The sequence below is a fragment of the Streptomyces flaveolus genome (assembly GCF_014648815.1).
GTDB classification, from domain to species: Bacteria; Actinomycetota; Actinomycetes; order Streptomycetales; family Streptomycetaceae; genus Streptomyces; species Streptomyces flaveolus.
The window spans coordinates 21,025-38,508 of record NZ_BMRV01000018.1 but is presented as its reverse complement, the minus strand read 5'-3'; the positions used below and the strand labels follow the sequence as shown (position 1 = coordinate 38,508).

Here is a 17,484-nt window from a genome sequence, read left to right as displayed (position 1 = left end):
GTGCCCGGCCCCCCCGTGGGGAACCGGGCACCGCGGGCTTCACCGGCGGGGAGTGCCGCTCAGACGCTCTCCGCGAAGTCGCCCGCGAAGGCGGAGGCGATCCGCAGGTGCGAGTCCGCCTCCTCCTGACGCCCCTGCCGTTCGAGGGCGCGGCCCAGCATCAGCCGGGCGTAGTGCTCCACGGGATCGCGCTCGACGATGACCCGCAGCTCGGCCTCCGCGCGGCGCAGCTGGGCCGAGTGGTAGTAGGCGCGCGCCAGCAGCAGCCGCGGTCCGGTCTGCTCCGGCACCTCCTCGACCAGCCCGCCCAGAACGCGCGCGGCGGCGGCGTAGTCCTTGGCGTCGAAGAACATCTGCGCGCGCTCCCAGCGCTCCGCCGGCGTTCCGTGGTCGTAGTACGTCGTGTCCACTCGTGACCTCCTTCTGCGGACTCTGCAACCACCCCCATTGATGGAAAATTCCACCATGCTCTCCGGGCTCCCCGGGGTGCGCCCGTCTGGCGGGTGAAGGGGCCGGGGACGGACTGACGCGACGGGCCGTCCGGGTCTAGGTTGGGCGGCATGAGCAATCTTGATCGCGAGGCGGTTCCCTCCGTGTGCGGCGGCCGCGGCTTCGTGGTGGCGGAGCCCGTGCGTGAACTCCTCAGCCCCCGCCAGGTCAGGCTCGGCGAGTCCACCGAGGTCCGCCGGCTGCTGCCGAACCTGGGCCGGCGCATGGTCGGCGCCTGGTGCTTCGTCGATCACTACGGCCCCGACGACATCGCCGACGAGCCCGGCATGCAGGTGCCGCCGCATCCGCACATGGGCCTGCAGACGGTGAGCTGGCTCCACGAGGGCGAGGTGCTGCACCGCGACTCCACCGGCAGCCTGCAGACCATCCGCCCGCGCCAGTTGGGCCTGATGACGTCCGGCCGCGCGATCAGCCACTCCGAGGAGAGCCCTCGCTCGCACGCCCGCTACCTGCACGGCGCCCAGCTGTGGGTGGCCCTCCCGGACACCGACCGCCACACCGACCCGCACTTCGAGTTCCACGGCGACCTGCCGCACGTCACGGCCCCCGGCCTGACGGCCACCGTGCTCCTCGGCGCACTCGACGGCGCGACCTCGCCCGGAACGACGTACACCCCCATCGTCGGCGCCGACCTGAGCCTCACGGGGGGAGCGGACGTACGCCTGCCGCTGGAGCCGGACTTCGAGTACGCGGTCCTGGCCATGTCAGGAGAGGCCCACGTCGACGGCGTGCCCCTGGTGCCGGGCTCGATGCTCTACCTGGGCTGCGGCCGCAGCGAACTGCCGCTGCGGGCGGAGTCGGACGCGGGCCTGATGCTCCTGGGCGGCGAACCGTTCGAGGAGGAACTGATCATGTTCTGGAACTGGATCGGCCGGTCGCAGGACGAGATCGAACAGGCCCGCCGGGACTGGATGGAAGGGACGCGGTTCGGCGAGGTGAAGGGGTACGACGGGGCTCCGCTGGTCGCGCCGGTGCTGCCGGCGGTGCCGTTGAAGCCGCGGGGGAGGACGCGCTGACCTGCGGTGGTGCGTCGGTTTCGCTGACCTCTGGGCATGGGCAGTCAGCGCCTCTCACTGCATCCGGCTCGCCTGCCGGAGAGCTCCTGAACTGCTCGCTGGCCTCGTGGCGTTGGGGAGGGGCAGTGCTGTTCGCACCGCCATCTTGTGGGATGGCCAACGAACTCTCGGCCGTCAAGGTGGAGGACAACCCGGCCCATGTGGCGGCGGCGCTCCTGGTACTGGACATCGCGCCTGACATCTTGGCGACCAATCCGAGTTGAACTCACCTCAACGGGGTCGCGGTGCCCGAGCTTCGCCGCACAAGTGCACCACCGCTTCATCGAGGCGAGTGACAACGGGCTGTTCGCAGCTGCCCTTGTCTCCATGCACATGCAGCCCGGTCCGGCCATTCCGGACCAGGCTCGACGACGGCCCGCCGACAGCCTTCGCGGAGTACCCGGGTTCGGCGGAAAGGCCGCCGCAGGTAGGGTCGCTGCGTGTTGCAGGTGGCCCCGGCCGTTTCATCCTCGTGGCACTGCCCGGATGCCCTCCCACGCGTGGGTGTGCAAGCTGGTACGGACAGGCTGGTGGCTGGGGCCTGGCTCGTGGTCGGGCGGGCAGGGAGAGGAAGCCATGGGCGGGACGCGTGGGACGGGCTCCGACGGTTGGGTCGCGCGGCTGTTTGCGCGTCTGGCGGTGCTCGCGGCGATCGGATCGCTGGTTGTGCTCGTACTGGCCGTGGGGGAAGCCGGTCTGGTGGTGCTTGCGGCCGGGTTCCTGGGGGTTGCCGTCTGTGCCGTGGGCATGTGGTGGTTCGTCGCGCACCGTGGTGTCGTGCGACTGGTCGGCGCGCTCCTGGCGGCCGGGGCGCCCGTAGCCGTCCTGGTGCTCTTCGCGTACGACGGACTGTGGCTGACCGCGCTGGTAGTGCTCCTTTGCTGGGCCGTGACGCTGGCGTGCGCGCGGGCGGCTTTGCGGAGATCGAACCCGGAGCGTTCGATGCGGGCGGTGCCGGCGGTACGCTCCCGGCGGCCTGTTCTGATCATGAACCCGAAGTCGGGAGGAGGGAAGGTCGGCCGTTTCGGCCTGGTCGAGCGGGCCCAGGAGCTGGGCGCGCAGGTGATCCTGCTCGACCCGTCCGCCCCGGCCGACGTCGCGGCACTCGCCCGGCAGGCCGTGGCCGAAGGGGCGGACCTGCTGGGCGTCGCGGGCGGCGACGGTACCCAGGCTCTGGTCGCAGGGGTCGCCGCCGAGTACGGTCTGCCCTTCCTCGTGGTCTCCGCAGGCACCCGCAACCACTTCGCCATGGACCTGGGGCTCGACCGATCCGACCCCTCGCGCTGTCTCGACGCGCTGACCGACGGCGAGGAACTGCGGATCGACCTCGGCGACGTGTCCGGCCGCCCCTTCGTCAACACCGTGTCCTTCGGGGTCTACGCCGACGTCGTACAGCGGCCCGAATACCGAGACGACAAGACGGGCACCGCGTTCAACCTCATGCCGGACCTGCTGCTCGGAGAAGGCGTGCAACGGCTCCATGCGCGCATCGACGGCACGCCGCTCTCATCGCAGCAGGCCCTGCTCGTCAGCAACAATCCGTACGGCTCACCCGACGAGCTCAGCGGCGCCGGCCGCCGACCCCGGCTCGACGAGGACCAGTTGGGAGTGCTCGGGATCCGGGTGGAGGCCGCGGCGGAGGCCGCCGACCTCGCTGTGCGGGGCTCGCAGTCACCCGCCCTGACCGTGATGAGCGCAGGGCGAGTCGAGGTGACCGTCGCCGACGCCGAAGAGATCCCCGTCGCGGTGGACGGAGAAGCACTGCGGATGCCCACCCCGGTGATCTGCACCCTGCGCCCGGGCGCGCTGCGCGTCCTCGTGCCCCGTGACCGCCCGGGGGTCGCGGACATCCCGCCGCCCGTCGACTGGCAGCGCATTATGGACCTGGCGCTCGGCCGCGCGGAACGGGCCGCCCCGCAGTGAACCGGTCAACTGCCCAGCGACGTCAGGACAAGCGACTCTCGGAACGCCGCCGGTCGGCGAGGAGTGCGTTCATCGCCATGGGCACCACCACGCTATTCCTCGGGCTCGACGACAGTTACGGACGTGTGCGTCCTTGTGATGCTCGCGTACCTGTTCCCTGCCTCGTGGTCAGGACGGTCGCAGTCTCGACCGCGTCCCCCTGCGCACCTGAGCCGTCCGAGAGAGCCAGGGCAGGATGCTCCAGCGGTGCGTGTACGGGACGGTGCCGGAACCAGGGGTCTCGATCTTCATCGCGGCTGCCGTGCTCGACCCCGACCACGTTGCCACGACGGACCTCCAGTCGCCCACGGCCGCCGTAGCCGGAGCCCGTATCTTCGCGTCGGACGTGCTTACCGGCGGGGGCCTGGAGGACCTGTCCTTCACCACGGAACTCATCGTCAGCGGACTCGTGACCGACGCGAACCGCTACGGCAAGCCCTCCGTGCAACTGCGGCTGATCCTCCAGTCCACCCTTACCTGCGAGGTCTTCGACGCCGGCAGCACCACCCGCATCTGCGCCGTGCCCGTACCCCCGACGAGGGAGGCCGCGGACTGCTCCTGGACGCCCAGCTCACCGAACGCTGCGGACCGGTCGGCGGGAGCGAGTGCGCACCGGGTCCGCAGGGGGCTCTCTGACCTCGTACTTTCGCCAGAACTGGTGCAGGAGGGCCATGATAGCGTTCAAGTAGTACAGATGACTGAGTCAATTCCGGGAGGGTTGGATGGCGTACGTGTCAGCTGATACGCGGCGGGAACAGCTGATCGAGGCGGCTGTGCGGGTGATCGCTCGTGAGGGTGCCGACAGGGCCACCACCCGGAAGATCGCCGAGGAGGCCAAGGCACCTCTCGCTTCCCTCCACTACTGCTTCCAGAACAAGGAGAACCTCCTGCTCGCCGTCTTCACCCAGCTCTCCGGAGAGATGCCCGTCGAGGCTGATCCGCCCGAGGACGAGAACGTGAGCCTGGGGCAGATCATGGAGCGGCGCATGACGAGCGCCATGCAGTGGATCGTGGAGAACCCCCTCCGCGCGCGGGCCATGATCGAGGTCACCCTGTGGGCCGAGCGCTACGACCCTGAGCTTTCCGTCACCTTCTACGAGGGCTTCTTCAAGTCGTCGGAGGCGGACCTGCGCAGGGCCGACACGTCGCTCCCGGACGAGGAGCTGCACTCTGTGATGAGGGTCGGGATGTCCATCGTCGACGGCCTCTCGCTGCAGATGCTCACGAACGGGGACAAGGAGCGCGCTCTGCGGGACACGGCGACCGCCTGCGCGATGCTCAAGGCCTTCCTGGACGAAAGCGAGCGCAACACCGTCTGACGGCGCGGCGTTTCCGGACACTGAAGCGGTTCCGGAAACGCCGCCGTCAAGAGCGTGACTGCTGTGTGAATGCCGCCCTGATCCAGCTGTACGAAGGAGAGCCGGCCGTCGGCGTACTGCCGGCGGAGGACCTTCTTGTCGATCTTCCCCACGCTGGTCCTGGGGATCTCGGCGACGACAGCCCAGCGTTCCGGGAGCTGCCACTTGGCCCAGTTCCCGGCCAGGTGTTCTCTCAGGGCCGCGGTGTCGGCCGACTCGCCTTTCCTCAACACGACGGCGGCGCAGGGGCGTTCGTCCCAGCGCTCGTCGGGGATGCCGAAGACGGCCGCCTCGGCGACGGAGGGGTGCGCCATGATGTCGTTCTCCATGTCGATGGAGGAGATCCATTCGCCGCCGGACTTGATCACGTCCTTCGCGCGGTCGACGAGGGTGAGGAACCCGTCGGGGCTGATCCGGCCGACGTCACCGGTGCGCAGCCATCCGTCGTCGAACGATTCGGCTTCGACCGGTTCATCGCTCGGGCTGTAGTAGGACCCCGTGATCCAGGGGCCTTTCACCTCCAGCTCTCCGAGCGACTCCCCGTCGTGGGGCACGGGAGCGTCGTCGTCGCCCTTGAGGCGGAACTCCACCAGCGGCGCGAATCTGCCTTGGCTCATCCTGTAGCGCCACAGGTCTTCCCCCGTCGCGTCGGCGGGCGGGCGGGCGACCGTGCCCACGGACGACGTCTCGGTCATCCCCCAGGCGTGGACGACCTTGATGCGGTGCTCCTCCTCGAAGGTCTTCATCAGCGTGGGCGGCATGGCCGAGCCGCCCACGAAGACCTCGCGAAGGTGGGTGATGTCCTGTGGGTGGGCGGCGAGCCTGGCGGCAAGTCCCGTCCAGATGGTCGGTACGGCGGCGGCGTGGGTCGGCCGCTCCGCCTTCATCATGGCGAGCAGCGGCTCGGGCTGCAGAAAACGGTCGGGCATGAGGAGCGACGCCCCGGAGAGCATGGAGGCGAACGGCAGACTCCACGCGTTGACATGGAACATCGGCACGACCGCCAGGCACCTGTCGCGCGTCGACAGCCCCATCGCGGCGGAGTGGTCAGGTGCATCGCGTGCAGGAAGAGCGAACGGTGGGAGTACACCACGCCTTTGGGGCCGCCCGTCGTGCCCGAGGTGTAGCACATCGCCGCGGCTGAGTGCTCGTCGAGCACCGGGAAGTCGTACACATCGGGCTGAGCCGCGAGGAACGCCTCGTAGCCGTGCACCTCGACCCCGCGGGGCGCACGGAGGCCGGCCGCGTCACCCTTCACGACTACCACGTGGCGCACGGTGCGGAGTCGGGGGAGCACTTCCTCGAAAGCGGACGTGAGTGACCCGTCCACGAACACCACACGGTCGTCGGCGTGGTTGGCGACGAACACGAGCTGTTCCGGGGAGAGGCGGATGTTCAGGGCGTGAAGGACCGCACCCATGGCGGGGACCGGACCGTGGCGTAGGCCTCCATGTGCTCGGTGTTGTTCCACATGAACGTGGCCACCCGGTCGGACGCGCTGACCCCGAGGTCGCGCAGAGCGTTCGCCAACCGCGTCGCGCGTGCGCCGAGTTCACCGAACGTGCGGCGGCGCGCCGCTGAACCCGTCCAGGTCGTGACGGTGGCGTCGGCGTGCACGGAGGCCGCGTGGCGCAGCAGTTTGGCGAGTGACAGTGGCCCGTCCTGCATCGTGCTCAGCATTCCTTGCTCCTTGGCTGGGAGGTCACCGTGTCGACGAGAGAGGTGCGCAGCGGCTGGGCCTGCCCGGCCACGGATGAAGAGGAGAGGAAGAGATCGACGCGGCTGGGGTTGACGCTGGCCCAAATGTGAGCGAATGATTTGGACAACAGATCTAGTCATGTGACTCTACTCAACTTTGCGAGGCCGTCGCAATGCCCTGTCGAAGGGCGGCCGGGGTGCCCGGCCATGTGCTGCGGAGCTGGCCCGACGTGCTGAAACGCATCGTGTGATCAAGGTTGGAAGTGACGTATGGACCGCACCATCGAGCACGTCGACGTAGTGATCGTCGGAGCCGGCCTCTCAGGTATCGCGGCGGCGGTCGAGCTGAAGGCGAAGCATCCCGGACGGTCGTTCGTGATGCTCGAGGCGCGCGCCGACATCGGGGGCACGTGGGACCTGTTCCGGTACCCCGGGATCCGGTCCGACAGCGACATGTTCACGTTGGGGTACGGCTTCAAGCCGTGGACCGCCGAGAAGTCGATCGCCTCCGGCGAGGCCATCCTCGACTACCTGAACGAGGCCGCCGACGAATACGGCCTGAGACCGCACATCCGCCTCGAACACCGGGCCCTCGGCGCCGACTGGTCGCATGACGACCGCTCCTGGACCCTGGAGGTCGCGGGCCCCACCGGCCGTACGTCCGTTTCCTGCTCCTTCCTCTACATGGCCGCGGGCTACTACGACCACGACCGTGGCCATGCGCCGCAGTTCCCGGGGCAGGAGACGTTCCGCGGACTGATCGTCCATCCGCAGGAGTGGCCGGCCGAACTGGACTGCACCGGAAAGCGCGTCAGCGTCATCGGTTCCGGCGCCACCGCGATCACCCTCGTTCCGGCCCTCGCGCAGACCGCGTCGAAGGTCACGATGGTGCAGCGGTCGCCTTCCTACGTGGCCATCGACTCCGATGTCGACGAGCAGGCCAACCGGCTGCGCGCGGAGGTGGGGAGCCAGGAGGCGTTCCAGCGGATCCGGCTGCGCAACCTCCAGGACCAGCAGGCGAGGTACCAGTTCGCCCGCATGGACCCCGAGGCCTTCAAGAAGCCCCTCTTCGACGACATAGAGCAGATCGTCGGCCGCGACTGCCGGGAGAGGCACTTCACCCCGTCCTACGAGCCCTGGGACCAGCGACTCTGCCTGGTGCCCAACGGGGACCTCTTCGACGCCATCCGGGACGGCAGGGCCGACGTGGTGACGGGGCACATCGAGACCTTCACCGAGGACGGCCTTCGCATGACCTCCGGCGAGGAGGTGTCGGCCGACGTGATCGTGACCGCGACCGGCCTGCAACTCGTCACCCTGGGGAAGATCCGGTTCAGCATCGACGGCGAGCCGATCGACTTCTCGAAGACCTTCACGTACAAGGGGGTCGCGTTCAGCGGGGTCCCGAACCTCCTGATGGCCTTCGGCTACCTCAACTCCTCCTGGACGCTCCGCCTCGAGCTGGTCAACCAGTTCTGGAGCTCGTTGCTCAGCAGGATGGACGAGCTGAGTGCCACGGTCGTGACGCCCGTTCTGCGCGACGAGGACCAGGACATGGAGAGGGGGCCCTGGCTCAGGGACGTCTCCTCGGGCTACCTCGTGCGTCACATGGACGATATGCCGGCCCAGGGTGACCGCGAGCCGTGGGTCAATCCCCAGGTCCACGAGCAATTGAAGGACCTCCTGAGCGCCCCTTTCGAGGACGGTGTTCTGCGCTTCTCATAGCGCCGCGGAAGGCCCGTTTTCCATGCGGCCATGTGGTTGACACCCACGCTTTACCAGCACTACCTTCAGGTCAGATGACTAAGTCAGTTGAGCCAGTCATGTGGGCGTAATTTCGTGAACGGCGCCGGCCCTCGTGTCCGGCCGTGAATGATTGAGGTGAGTGCCCATGAGTGGCGCTGTGAGAATCGAGACCGAGGCGGATCCGACTCCGCTCGTTCTCTCGTTGGCGAGGGTTCTGCGCGAGAGTGCGGCGATTCCCGAACTCCGTGATCTGCTTTCGGGTCTGACCGGTGCCGTGGCCCTGAAATCGGGGCTTGACTCCCAGGCCGCGACCCTGGCCTTCGCGGACGGCGGCGTGCACGTGCACCACGGCGTGGCCGAAGGGCTCGAAGCGATCCCCCTCGTGCCCTTCTCCGAGTACGCGCTCGCCGCGACGCCCGGCCCGCTCGCCTCGGCGGTCGAGCAGCTCCTGAACCCGCCGCTTCCCACGTGGCGTGACGCCGTGTCGTCCTTCTGGGCGGCGAACCAGGGCTCGGAGGGGTTCCCCGAGGCGCTCCGCGTCGTCTGCCAGACGGAGGGGCAGGAAGCCCGTTTCGGCAAGGACTCGGCGGAGGCGTACGAGGTGCACGGTCCCGCGGAGGCGCTGGCCGCGGCGTTCAGCGGCCGCGGTGATTCCTTTCTTTTCGCCCTCGCGACCGGAGTCACGGTCGTCGGCGGGGTGGGGCAACTGTCGGCGATGTGCGGCGCGCACTGGAAGGTGAGATTCGGTGGCTGAAACAACCAGGGACGAGCTCGACCGCTGGCTGAGTGAACACCACATCACTTCGGTCGAGATCCAGGCGACCAACCTCGACGGCGTATTCGTCGGAAAGACCCTGTCGCGGGAGAAATTCCTGAACGGCGTCGAGCAGGGATTCGCCTTTGCGGACGTCGTGTTCGGCAACGATCTGGACAGTGTCCCGGCGGCCGGAATGGCCTTTCCTTCCTGGCGCGGCGAAATGGAGGACATCTTCCTTCGCCCCGATCTCGACACGATCTGCGTGTGGAAGCCGGGCAAGGCGGCCGTCATCGGCGACTTCTGGACCCAGGACGGCACCCCGGTCTCCTGCTGTCCACGCAACCTGCTGCGCCGCGTCGCGGCCGACGCCCGGGAACTCGGTTTCACGGTCGACACCGCCGTCGAGATCGAGGCGACCGTCTTCGAGGAGCCGATACGCGAAGCCCGCGCCAAGGGCTACGAGAACCTCACCCCGCTCGGCGGCACCAGCGGCAGCGCCTATGTGCTCGCCAAGGACGCGGAATGGCGCGCGTACCTGGAGCGGGTGGAGGAGCGGCTGCGGGACATCGGCATCGGCTGGGAGGCCTGGAACGACGAGGCCGCCGCGGGCCAGGTCGAGATCAACGTCGCGCTGGGCGACGTCGTCGCGGTCGCGGACCGGTGGGCCCGGTGCCGCCAGGTGATGCGCGAGGTGGCCCACGAGCTCGGGCGGACCGTGACGTTCATGGCCAAGTGGTCGGACGCCTGGGGCCAGGCGTCGCACCTGAACATCTCCCTGGGGACACAGGACGGCAACGCCTTCTACAGTCCCGACGGCGCCTCCGCGGTCATGCGCCGGTTCATCGGCGGCCTGATGCCGGCGATGGCGGGCACGACGTCGATCGCCCTTCCCTTCATCACCTCCTATCGCCGGCTCGTCCCCGCCGAGGGGCCGCCCACGACCGTCACGTGGGGAGTCGGCAACAAGACGACCGCGGTGCGCGCCGTCGTGGGCCACCCGAAGCAGTCCCGGGTCGAGTACCGCGTGCCCGGTTCGGACGCCAACATGTACCTGGTCAGCGCGGCCGTCCTCGGCGCCGGCCTCTTCGGGGTCCGCAACGAACTCGAACCGCCCGCCCCCTTCACCGGCATGGCCTGGTTCCTCCCCGACGGGGAGACGATTCCGGCGAGCATCAGCCAGGCCACCGCCGCACTGGAGGCCGACAAGATCCTCCCCGAGGCGCTCGGCCAGGAGTTCATCGACTACTGGCTCGGCACGCGCCGTTGGGAGTGGATGTCCTTCCACACCATGGGCGGGGGCGATCCGGACTGCGGGATCACGCCGTGGGAGCGCAACCGATACTTCGAGCTGGCATGAGCACCCGGATCACAGCCGCCGTCCTGAACACGGCGCCGGGCCTCCTCGAGATCGAGGAGCTCGTGATCGACGACCCCGGACCGGACGAGGTCCTGGTGAAGGTGGCGTACGCCGGTCTGTGCCACTCGGACCTGCACGAGATCGACGGGACCTTCGAGTCGCAGCCACCGATCATCCTCGGCCATGAGGCGGTCGGCCGGGTCGTGGCCGTCGGACCGGGCGTCAGGGAGTTCGCCGCGGGGGACACGGTGGTGACGTGTCTGTCCGTGCACTGCGGCACCTGCGCGTACTGCGTGACCGGGCGGCAGACCCTGTGCGTGAACCGCGCACGGCTCCAACAGGAGCGGCACCGGCCGCGGTTGACCAAGCCCGGCGGCCGGCCGGTGCGGCCGACCGCCGGCATCGGAGCCTTCGCGGAGATGGCCCTCGTCCACAAGAACGCCCTGGTCGCCGTCCCGGACGACATCCGCCCGGAGACGGCGAGCGTGCTCGGCTGCGCCGTCACCACGGGCATGGGCGCCGTCCTGCACAGCGCCTCGGTGCACACCGGGCAGACCGTCGCCGTGATCGGCCTCGGCGGGATCGGCTTCGCCGCCGTCCAGGCCGCGCGACTGGCCGGCGCGGCGCAGATCATCGGGATCGACGTCGTTCCCGGCAAGCTGGACCGGGCCGTCCGGTTCGGCGCGACCCACGTCGTCGACGCGAAGGAAGGCGACCCGGTCGCGGCGGTACGGGAGCTCACCGGCATCGGCGTGCACCACGCGTTCGAGGCGGTCGGCTCGGGCGCCACGGCCGGGCAGGCGTTCGCCATGCTCCGGCCGGGCGGCACCGCCACCGTGATGGGCATGATCCCCGACTCGCAGCCGGTACAGATCCGAGGGGCGGAGCTGTTCCTGGAGGAGAAGCGCATCCAGGGCTCGTTCATGGGCTCCAACCACTTCAAGGTCGACATCCCGCTGTACGCGCACTTCAACCGCGTGGGTCTGCTCCAGCTCGACGACCTCGTCACCGCCCGGTGCGACCTGGCCACCATCAACGACGGATTCAAGGCCTTGGCGTCCGGACAGGAGATTCGCGTCGTCGCCCGGGTCGGAGAGATGTGACCATGAAGCCGCTGATCGGAATAACGGGCCGCCGCCTGAGCCTGGGCATGGTGAAACGGACGTCCCGTCGCTTCCAGCACCAGTTCATCGACTCGCACTTCAGCGCGTTCGGCGACAACGTGGCCGCCGCGGGAGGGATCCCGGTCAACCTGCCCTTCCGGGCCGAGGCCGAAGCCGTCGTCGAACGCCTCGACGGACTCGTCGTCACCGGCGGGCAGGACGTCCACCCCTCCCGATGGGGAGGCAGCGCCCGGGTCGACCCCACGGCCGACCCGCGGTGGGACCACGATGTGCCGGACCTCGCACGAGACGAGTACGAGGCGGCCCTGATCACGGCCGCGCTCCGGGCGAACGTGCCGATCCTCGGCGTCTGCCGAGGCCACCAGCTGCTCAACGTCGTGCTCGGCGGCACCCTCGTCGAACACCTGGAAGAGGGCCGGATCGTCCACGCTTCCCAGAACCACGCACCGGACGACGGCGAGGCCGAGCACACCGTCAGCTTCACGCCGGGAACCCTCGCCCACACGCTCTACGGGCCCCAGCGCGTCGTCAACTCCTGGCACCACCAGGCCGTCGACCGCCTGGGCCGAGGACTCAGCGTCATGGGCACCACCGCGGACGGCGTCGTCGAGGCCATCAAGCTCGACGACAGCCCGGTGGTGGGGGTGCAGTGGCACCCCGAGTGGATGGCCTCGTCGGACCCCCTCTTCGACTGGCTCGTCGCCGTATCGGCGACGAGCGCCCCCAGCCCCGCACTGAAGGGAGGCGCGACGTGGTGAACACGGAACGGACAGGCACCGCGCGGTCGCTGGACGACTGGCTCGCGCTCAAGAGCCGGCTGAGCCTGCCCCGCGGCATGTGGGTCGACGGCGAATGGACCGCATCGCGGACGGGCCGGACGGCCGAGGTCATCAGTCCACGCGACGGACTGCCCTTCGCGGAGGTCCCCAGCGCGGACAGCGACGACGTGGACCGGGCCGTCCAAGGTGCCAAGGAGGCGTTCTCGTCCCGGGTCTGGGCGGGCCTCGAGCCACGCGAACGCGGAGCCGTGCTGATCCGCTGGGCCGACCTGCTCGACCAGCACCGCGACGAACTGGCCCTGCTGGTCGCCCTGGAGATGGGCAAGCCGGTCACGGTGGCCTGGTCCGTCGAACTGCGCACCGCCATCAACACGGTCCGCTGGTACGGCGAACTCGCGGACAAGCTGATGGACGAGTCCCCGCGGGGCCGCAACAACTCCGTCGCCCTGGTGACGCGGGAGCCGCTGGGAGTGGTCGGCGCGATCACGCCGTGGAACTTCCCGATGACGCTGTCGATGTTCAAGATCCCCGCCGCCCTGGTCTCGGGGAACAGCGTCGTCGTCAAGCCCGCCACACAGACGCCCCTCTCCCTCCTGCGCGCGGCGGAACTCTCCGCCGAGGCGGGCCTGCCCGCCGGCGTGCTCCAGGTGCTCACCGGCAGCGGCGCGACGGTCGGCTCGGCGCTGACCCTGCACGACGACGTCGCCACGGTCACCTTCACCGGCTCCACCGAGGTCGGAAAGCAACTGCTGACCTACGCCGGGCAGTCCAACGCGAAACCGGTCTGGCTGGAACTGGGAGGCAAGTCCCCCAACCTCGTGTTCCCCGACGCACCGGACCTCGACGAGGCGGCGCGGATGGCCGCCTGGGCGGTCTCCTTCAACAGCGGGCAGATGTGCACGGCCGGTTCGCGGCTGCTCGTCCACGAGGACATCCACGACGACCTGGTCGCCAGGGTCGTGGACCATCTCGGCCGGCACAGGATCGGCGACCCGCTGGACCCGGAGACCACGATGGGGCCGCTGGCGTACGAGCGGCACCGTGACGACGTCCTGGACGAGGTGCGCAAGGGCATCGCCGAGGAGGCCCGGCCCGTCCTCGGGTCGGACCGGAAGAGGACCGACGGCCTGTACGTGGATCCGGTGGTCTTCGTGGACGTGGACCAGGACAGCCGCCTCGCCCAGCACGAGATCTTCGGCCCCGTCCTGGCGGTCACGACGTTCCGCGACGACGCGGAGGCCGTCGCGATCGCCAACAACTCCGACTTCGGGCTCGGATCCGCGATCTGGACCGGCGACCTCGCCCGGGCCCACCGGCTGTCACGGGAGATCCAGGCCGGCCTGGTCTGGGTCAACTGCTACGAGGAGGGCGACAGCTCGGTGCCGTTCGGCGGCCGGAAACTCTCCGGCCACGGGGCGGACCGGAGCCTCCACGGCCTGGAGAAGTTCACGACCTTGAAGACGACCTGGATCGAACTGGCCTGACCGGTCGCGCAGTCGGTGCGCAGCCGATGCGCAGCCGATGTGCAGCCGGCGGGAGAGCCGGAACGCCCGCGGTTGACCGCACGGTCGGGCAACCGGGGTTCGAGTTGAGGGAGAGGATTCACATGACAGCACAGAAGAAGGACCAGGCCCTGACGTCGGTGGCGGCCGACACGCCGGCCGAGGAGATCCTGAAGATCGTGGCCCGCGACGGCGGCGTCATCATCAAGGGCCTCCTGACGCGGGACCAGATCGACCGCTTCAACGCCGAGATCGATCCGCCCCTGCAGGCGCTCCGCCCGGGCTCGACCCACGAGAACGAGCTCGTGGCCGAGTTCCACGGCCGCAACACCAAGCGACTCACGAACCTGGTCACGCACAGCCCCACGTTCCGCAACGAGATCATCGACCACCCCCTGGTCCACGAGATCAGCGACCAGGTCTTCCTCGAGGAGTCGGGCACGTACTGGATGACCACCGCGCAGGTCATCGAGATCGGCCCCGGCAACAAGGCGCAGATGCTGCACCGGGACCTGGAGAACTGGTTCCCGTTCATCGGCATGGGGCCCAAGGGCCCGGAGGTCACCATCAACTTCCTGGTCGCGCTGACCGACTTCACCGAGGAGAACGGCGCCACCCGCGTCATCCCCGGAAGCAACCACTGGAGCGACTTCGAGGACCGGGGCGCTCCGGAACAGACGATCCCCGCCGTCATGAACGCCGGAGACGCCCTGTTCATCAGCGGCAAGACCGTGCACGGCGGCGGGGCGAACCGGACCGACGACCAGTACCGGCGGGCTGTGGCCTTCACGTTCAACGCGGGCTACCTCACCGGCGAGGAGGCCTACCCATTCCTGGTCGACATGGAGACCGCCAGGACGCTCTCGCCGCGTGTCCAGCGCGTGCTCGGATTCCGTTCCCAGTACCCGACGGGCTCGCCCGGCCTGTGGCAGGTCGACTACGCCGACCTGGGCGACTACCTCAAGCTCTGAGAGCCGGCCGGTCGCTTCCCGCGGCCTCGCCGCCGACGCCTGAGGGCGAGACGTCCCGCGGAAGGCCTTGCACGGGCCTTCTGCGGGACGCCGGCGAGGTCTGCCCCTTGTCCCTGCTCGTTGATCGACGAGGCACCGGAGACGGCGCCCGTTGTCCCGTGTGTGCCGAAGGAGGCACTCGAACATGACCGAGGCAACCGGTGTTGTCGTCGTCGGACTCGGCGCCACAGGCATCGCCATCGCCGAGTCACTGGTGAGCCGACGCGACTGCGAACTGCTGGGCGCACTGGACATCGGGGTGGACAAGGCCGGGGTACCCCTCGCCGACCTCGTCGCCGGCGCGCCGCGCGTCCCCGTGGTCTCCTCCGTCGCGCAGTTGCCGTCCGCGGAAGTGGCTGTCGTGGCCACATCGTCCTGGATCGACGCGATCGAACCGACCCTCACCGCCCTGATCGCGCGTGGGACGAACGTCCTGTCGATCTGCGAGGAGTTGCGGGACCCGACCCGGAGTCACGCTCAGGCGGTGGCCCGCCTGGACCGGCTCGCGCGCGAACACGGTGTCTCCGTGCTCGGCACCGGCTGCAACCCGGGAATGCTGATGGACACACTGCCGCTGGTCCTGAGCGGCCTCACACTCGGCGTGGAACGGGTGTCCGTGCGGCGTACGGCGGACATGAGCCGATACGGCGCGATCCTGAAGAAGTTCGGTCTCGGCCTCACCCCGGCCGAGTTCGACACGGAGCGCGATGCGGACCGCGTCATGGGGCACGTGGGCTTCGCGCAGAGCATCGGCGCCTTGGCCCGAGGACTGGAGTGGGAGCTCGACGCGATCGAGGTCGACTCCGTCGAGCGAGACCTGATCACGGAAACGGAACGCAGGGGGCAGCACACCGTCATCGCCGCGGGAACCGTGGCGAGCGTCCTGCACCGGGCACGGGGACTGATGCAGGGCAAGCCCGTCATCGAACTGGCCACCCGATTCGGCATCTTCGGCCCGGACGACCCCGTCGAACGGGGCGACGGACTCCTCGTCGTCGGCCGTGAGCAGACGATCGAAGTCGCAGTGCCCGGCGGGTTCGAGAGTTTCCTGTCCACCGTTGCCATGGCTTCGAACGCCGTGACCGCGGTCGTCGATGCGATGCCCGGTTTCCGCACCGTCGAGGACCTGCCGGTGGGCGCCCTGGCCAGCAAGGGAGCGCGCGCCGCGGCCTGAGACCCGTCATGCGGCGCCCGGTGGCACTGGGCGCCGAACCACCACCGGAACAGCGGTGCCCTCCTCGGCGGCCGTTTCCGGTGACCGAGAAGGGAAGAACGTCGGATGGGCCTGGAGTCATCGCGTATCGCCTTCGAGCGAACCCGGCGCAGCGTGGGAGGAGGCGTGGGCTCGGGCCTGCGCGCGGCGATGCGACCGCACCCTCTCTTCGTGAGCAGATCGCTGGGAGCCCATGTCTGGGACCTGGACGGCGATCGCTACATCGACTACGTCATGGCGTGGGGCCCCCTCGTCCTGGGGCACGGTGATCCCCGCGTGGTGGACGCCGTACGCGACGTGGCCACGCGCATGCAGGTCGTCGGCACCAGCCACGTCCTCGAGTACACGGCGGCCGAGGCCGTGCTGGAGGCGGTGCCGCACGGCGAACGCCTGCTCTGGAGCAACACCGGGACCGAGGCGGTCCAGGTCGCGCTGCGCCTGGCGCGGGCGGCCACGGGGCGCCGGCGGATCGTGAAGTTCGCCAACAGCTACCACGGCTGGCACGACACGGTGTACGCGGGCTTGAGCGACGCCGACGGGAGCGGGAGCGGGGTCGCGGCGCCTGCCAGCAGGGGCCAGAGCCCGAGTGTGCTCGACGACCTGGTGGTGGCGCGGTTCAACGACGTGGGGATGATCGACCGGATCCTCGCGGAGTCCGTCGAACGGGACATCGCCGCGGTGCTCATCGACCCGATCATGAGCAACGCCGGTGTCGCATCACCCGCGCAGGACTTCCTGCAGACCTTGCGCTCCCGCTGTGACCAGCAGGGCGTGGTGCTCATCTACGACGAGGTGATCGCCGGCTTCCGGATCGCTCGTGGCGGCGCGGCAGAGTTCTTCGGGGTGCGGCCCGACCTCTCCGTCTTCGGCAAGGCCATGGCCGGTGGCTTCACCCAGAGCGCCGTTGTCGGTCGAGCGGACCTGATCGACCAGGTCACGGACGGTGTGGTGCACGCCGGCACGTTCAACGGAAATCCCATCGCGTTGGCCGCCGTCCAGGCGACCATGGGCGTGCTCGCGGATCCCGCCGTCTATCACACGCTGGACAGCGTCTCCTCCCGGTTCGAGCTCGTGATCGGTGACCTGCTGGCTTCCGCCCCTCAAGCCGCCCGCCTCAAGCGAGTCGGTTCCCTGCTGCAGTTCGACCAGGCCAGCGATGCCACCAGCCTGCACGGGGCCGGCGGTCTCTGGCCGCGGATTCTGGAGGGGATGCTCGCAGGCGGCGTGATGTTCATGCCCTCCGGCAAGATCTTCCTCAGCACCGCCCATGGTCAGAGGGACATCGACGCCACCGCCGAAGCCCTCGAGAAGGTCCTGGGTCAGCTGGGAGGGGGCGCACGCGGCTGAACGGCCGCACACGGCCCCGGGGCCTGCTCCGCACTCGGCGGGTGACGGCCTTGAGAGGCTGGGCGT

Annotated in this window: 14 protein-coding genes and 1 pseudogene; 13 read left to right on the top strand and 2 right to left on the bottom strand. The window is 69.3% G+C overall.

Annotated features, from left to right (window positions below; genetic code table 11):
- Window positions 1-59: 59 nt before the first annotated feature.
- Complete coding sequence (locus IEZ05_RS31300) at window positions 60-410, bottom strand: tetratricopeptide repeat protein (protein ID WP_189233668.1); 351 nt, start codon at window positions 408-410, stop codon at window positions 60-62.
- A 150-nt stretch (window positions 411-560) separates the two neighbouring features.
- Between IEZ05_RS31300 and IEZ05_RS31295 the strand changes: the two genes are divergently transcribed.
- The 4 genes from IEZ05_RS31295 to IEZ05_RS36620 all read left to right on the top strand — a co-directional run bounded on the left by IEZ05_RS31295 (window position 561) and on the right by IEZ05_RS36620 (window position 4,846).
- Entirely contained in the window at window positions 561-1,526 is a 966-nt protein-coding gene (locus IEZ05_RS31295) for a pirin family protein (protein WP_189233667.1), read from the top strand.
- Between the two features lie 615 nt (window positions 1,527-2,141).
- On the top strand, window positions 2,142-3,488 hold the full coding sequence (locus IEZ05_RS31290) for a diacylglycerol kinase family protein (RefSeq protein WP_189233753.1): 1,347 nt from the start codon (window positions 2,142-2,144) through the stop codon (window positions 3,486-3,488).
- A gap of 262 nt (window positions 3,489-3,750) precedes the next feature.
- A complete protein-coding gene (locus tag IEZ05_RS31285; protein WP_373298879.1) occupies window positions 3,751-4,269 on the top strand; it encodes a hypothetical protein in 519 nt (172 codons plus the stop codon).
- Complete coding sequence (locus tag IEZ05_RS36620; RefSeq protein WP_229869948.1) at window positions 4,250-4,846, top strand: TetR/AcrR family transcriptional regulator; 597 nt, start codon at window positions 4,250-4,252, stop codon at window positions 4,844-4,846. The genes IEZ05_RS31285 and IEZ05_RS36620 overlap by 20 nt, the downstream gene beginning before the upstream one ends.
- A gap of 83 nt (window positions 4,847-4,929) precedes the next feature.
- On the opposite strand, the pseudogene IEZ05_RS31280 reads toward IEZ05_RS36620, so the two are convergent.
- Window positions 4,930-6,565, bottom strand: a pseudogene (locus IEZ05_RS31280) (long-chain fatty acid--CoA ligase); the annotation flags it as partial.
- 288 nt (window positions 6,566-6,853) lie between these two features.
- On the opposite strand from IEZ05_RS31280, the gene IEZ05_RS31275 reads away from it, so the two are divergent.
- The 9 genes from IEZ05_RS31275 (at window position 6,854) to IEZ05_RS31235 (ending at window position 17,418) form a co-directional block, all read left to right on the top strand.
- Window positions 6,854-8,308 carry a flavin-containing monooxygenase gene (locus IEZ05_RS31275; RefSeq protein ID WP_189233665.1) on the top strand — a complete coding sequence of 485 codons (1,455 nt, stop codon included), beginning with the start codon at window positions 6,854-6,856 and terminating at the stop codon, window positions 8,306-8,308.
- A 160-nt stretch (window positions 8,309-8,468) separates the two neighbouring features.
- Window positions 8,469-9,083 (top strand): hypothetical protein, encoded by a 615-nt coding sequence (locus IEZ05_RS31270; RefSeq protein WP_189233664.1) that lies wholly within the window; start codon window positions 8,469-8,471, stop codon window positions 9,081-9,083.
- Window positions 9,076-10,443, top strand: coding sequence for a glutamine synthetase family protein (locus tag IEZ05_RS31265; protein ID WP_189233663.1), 1,368 nt, complete (start codon window positions 9,076-9,078; stop codon window positions 10,441-10,443). Before IEZ05_RS31270 ends, IEZ05_RS31265 begins: the two co-directional genes overlap by 8 nt.
- Window positions 10,440-11,546, top strand: coding sequence for a Zn-dependent alcohol dehydrogenase (locus IEZ05_RS31260; RefSeq protein WP_189233662.1), 1,107 nt, complete (start codon window positions 10,440-10,442; stop codon window positions 11,544-11,546). The genes IEZ05_RS31265 and IEZ05_RS31260 overlap by 4 nt, the downstream gene beginning before the upstream one ends.
- A gap of 2 nt (window positions 11,547-11,548) precedes the next feature.
- Window positions 11,549-12,325, top strand: coding sequence for a gamma-glutamyl-gamma-aminobutyrate hydrolase family protein (locus tag IEZ05_RS31255; RefSeq protein ID WP_189233661.1), 777 nt, complete (start codon window positions 11,549-11,551; stop codon window positions 12,323-12,325).
- A gap of 77 nt (window positions 12,326-12,402) precedes the next feature.
- On the top strand, window positions 12,403-13,830 hold the full coding sequence (locus tag IEZ05_RS31250) for an aldehyde dehydrogenase family protein (RefSeq protein WP_189233752.1): 1,428 nt from the start codon (window positions 12,403-12,405) through the stop codon (window positions 13,828-13,830).
- Window positions 13,831-13,952: 122 nt separating this feature from the next.
- Window positions 13,953-14,819 (top strand): phytanoyl-CoA dioxygenase family protein, encoded by an 867-nt coding sequence (locus IEZ05_RS31245; RefSeq protein ID WP_189233660.1) that lies wholly within the window; start codon window positions 13,953-13,955, stop codon window positions 14,817-14,819.
- A 184-nt stretch (window positions 14,820-15,003) separates the two neighbouring features.
- Window positions 15,004-16,032: a dihydrodipicolinate reductase gene (locus IEZ05_RS31240; RefSeq protein ID WP_189233659.1), complete on the top strand. Its 1,029-nt coding sequence runs from the start codon at window positions 15,004-15,006 to the stop codon at window positions 16,030-16,032.
- A 105-nt stretch (window positions 16,033-16,137) separates the two neighbouring features.
- Entirely contained in the window at window positions 16,138-17,418 is a 1,281-nt protein-coding gene (locus tag IEZ05_RS31235) for an aspartate aminotransferase family protein (protein WP_189233658.1), read from the top strand.
- Window positions 17,419-17,484: the final 66 nt, after the last annotated feature.